Origin of the sequence: Endozoicomonas sp. ONNA1 (assembly GCF_024606325.1) — a bacterium.
In the GTDB taxonomy this organism is placed as follows: Bacteria; Pseudomonadota; Gammaproteobacteria; order Pseudomonadales; family Endozoicomonadaceae; genus Endozoicomonas_A.
The window spans coordinates 1-3,259 of the sequence record NZ_JAHHPN010000694.1 but is presented as its reverse complement, the minus strand read 5'-3'; the positions used below and the strand labels follow the sequence as shown (position 1 = coordinate 3,259).

Annotated in this window: 2 protein-coding genes; both read right to left on the bottom strand. The window is 42.2% G+C overall.

The window, feature by feature from the left end:
* Positions 1 to 2,815, bottom strand: a 2,815-nt coding sequence (locus tag KDK19_RS16415; RefSeq protein ID WP_257292383.1) for a hypothetical protein, incomplete at its 3' end; no start/stop codon positions are given.
* A gap of 158 nt (positions 2,816 to 2,973) precedes the next feature.
* A partial coding sequence (locus KDK19_RS16410) for a hypothetical protein (protein WP_257292382.1) occupies positions 2,974 to 3,259 on the bottom strand: 286 nt, incomplete at its 5' end.

The following is a 3,259-nucleotide window of genomic DNA, read 5'->3' as shown; positions in this document are numbered from 1 at the left end:
CCCGGAGATAGAGTTGGGTGTTGGCGTCAGACAGTAACCGGATGGCATTGGCCAGCTCTTTGCGTCGGGCATTACAGCTGTTGGTATCGGCTGATCTTCGGCGTCTGTCACAAGGGGGCGGTAGTTGGGCTGTGAGAAAATTGATGTTGTAGAAATCATTTTTGTATTTCGCGTTAAGAGTGGCAGCACCCTCTATCGTGGTAGGATCGAGGGGGTAAACGTCAAATGAATTTGCCCGTAACCGTCTTTGGAGGGTTTGGAAGGCCCTGGTCTTTTCTTCTTCACTCTTGAACCTGACCATTTCTTCCTCAAGCTGGTTGACCAGATTAAACGCGGGGAAACGATGTGCATAGCGCTCAAGCCATTGACTGTACGAGGAAGATTCCCGCGCGAGTGTGAGTGTATCTGATAAACGATCAGTTTCTCTGACATCCCAATTGACGAAAGCAACTTTTTCAGGCTCCGCATTTTCCTGTAATCCATGAGAGATCACGTCCTGGAAATTAAAGTGTAATGCGTAATCTTGAGCATCTTTTCTTGGGTCTTTAGACTCCTTAGACGCCTCCTCAATCGTGGCTTCGTACAAAGCATTTTCGATTGGAGCAAAAGTGAACTCGTTCGCGATGATGGCTTCAGGCAAACCATCATTGAGCCTGTGACCGGACTCAATCAACCTATCTTCGAGTAAGGCTTTGACGAACTCCTCTCTGCTTTTGACATCGTCTGGATCCTCTTCGCTTGAGATATCGCCTGGATCCTCTTCATTTGTGATATCGAATAACGGATTTTCGAATCCGGTATCGCTACGCGGATCTTCGGGTCTGGCATGGGTAAACTCATTGCTGGGGGCGAGGGAGGTCAACCCGAACTTGGCCTCGAATAGAACGGTAAGCCCGTCAGGCTTGAGGGTAAAAACAACACGGTTGAGTTCAGCATAGGGCGCCTCTTTTGAAGTTGAAGGCCTGTCAGGATCACCACCGGTAGTTTGCTGAGAATCGCCTGCTGACACAGACCCTCGAATCGCGACAGCAGAATTTGCACGAATTCCTTTTTGGGCCAACTTTTTCAAAACTTCAGGTACAACATAATATTTATGGCTAGTATCCACTTCGCCCGCAGAACCTGAAATATCTTGTGCAGAATTATCAAAAGAGAAGGCTATGGATTGTACGGTGGTATTCTCGGGGATGGCCATTCTTAGAATCGATGATAGATTTTCCACTATGTCCTGAGAATAGAGATAAGCATGAGTATTCAAATTGGCGTCAAAGAAAAGAAGACTTCCAGTAATGATGACTTTAGTGTCTTCACCAATATTTCTGAGCGGTATTCCTACCATTGTTTCAAGTTTATTTTTCCCCGTCATATCAATATTAAAAACGTTGTACAAAGTGCTGGTTCTTTCGGTGCGGTACATCTCATAAAGCTTGAGACACCTTAAAAAAGAACGCTCCATTTCGTGATTATCAGACAAATGAATCATTATTAATTTTTTGTATTTTTGCTTACGCACTAACCCATCAGAATAATTTCCATAAGATTTTCTGTTAAAGAAGAGAACATTTGCTGAGAATTCATCAGTTGGATTGATTGTAGGCCTATTCGTTGTTTGAATTTTTCTTAACCTTTCAAAAGCATCATAACCTAATGTAGCGATAACATGATAGTCAACCTCCTCGCTACCATACGAATGGTACATCATTGTAACTTTATAGAATTCATTGTTAGAGATATTTATTTTGTTTTCATTATAGAATTGATGTAAAGCTTCCTTCAGCTTTAGCATGGATTCTTCTGTGGTTATTGCTGATTTTTTTAACTTCTCTACAGTCTCATGAATAAAAAGGGTTTCATCAAGCATTACTTTGATTACTGGGTTTTTTATGCGAGATGCGAACATTAATGGCTGTATTGAGTCATCAAGAGCGACAGAAACAATATTGTCTTCAAAATCTATTCTTTTACTTAAAAATATTTTATTTGTTGTATATCTTGTTATTTCATATCCATCTAGACTATGGAATATTTCACTAATATCGCTTTCTGAAATGATATCTTTAATTAGACTGCTTTCTTTTTCCGGCAGGGCTTCATCGAATGTCTTAAAGTAAGTGGCAGGATCTGAAACAATTCCATCTGCGAACATTTTTTCGAAAAGAGCGCGTATTTTGGTACTTTCGAGCAGATATTGCTTCCAAGGGCTCACTCCCTTTCCTGATATAGGGTCTAGCGAACTGCTCCTCTTTAGGAAGGGCTTGCTATCCAGTTTTGGCAGTAGTCCTTTATCAATATATATCCCTCCAAGCTTGTATTGATTATACAGACCTATGAATCTTTCGATTATCAAAGTGCTAGTAACGCTTAAAAAGCGCCTGATATAAGAACCTGATTCTATATCAATATTCCACAATGTGTTAACGGTAACATTAGCAATGGATTTTTGGATTTGATCCAGCATTCTTTTGGTTTTATTCCACTGGTTGCTAAACTCCTGCTTTACATAATCTGAAAAACTAGATTTCATTATATCCAATTTTTTTATATCAGCATCTTTTCCCATAAAATCATCAATTTTTTTCCAGATGCTATTTTTAAACTGTGTAATATCAGCAGGGTAATCTTCTTCAATAGTTTGTTTTTTTCTCTCAGAAGACAGCAGTGAATATAAAATCTTTCGGTATATTAAACCTTCGGGAGCCCATACATGGATTTTATAGTCCGGGTTCACCTTAGCCCATATTGTAAGCCAACCAGGCTCCCAGCCTTCGGCAGGACCGACGATACTAACATGAATATTCTTGGGTATGGATGGCATGATAACACCTGATAGGTTGACCTATATGGTTTTCCGAAGGATTGCGATACTTGCCTTTTTACCGGCGTGATCAGAAGGTACTCAAATGCGAAAAAGCCGCAATGTGCAGTTTAGTACTGAACTCCGCCACGTTCCCATAAACGTGCCGTCAAGTCCGCTCAACCCCGACCCATCGTCGTCAAGGGTTCCGGAGTTGTCAGGTTCTGGGTCATTCTCTGGCTTGCCGACGACATAAACGACGGACTTTCGCCACTGCGATGGCCTGACAGGGCACTGAGATCCTGCACCAGACGCTGGTAGTGTTGGTTCAGCTCTGTGTCGTTCAGACTTGCCACTCCTTGCTGCTTACTCTTCGCTGTATCCGTGTCAGCGTCGTCTTTACCGCCTCCGGCCAGGCTGCTCAGGTAATGTACCAGCCGTTGCCCTCTGCGAATGATCCTGTTC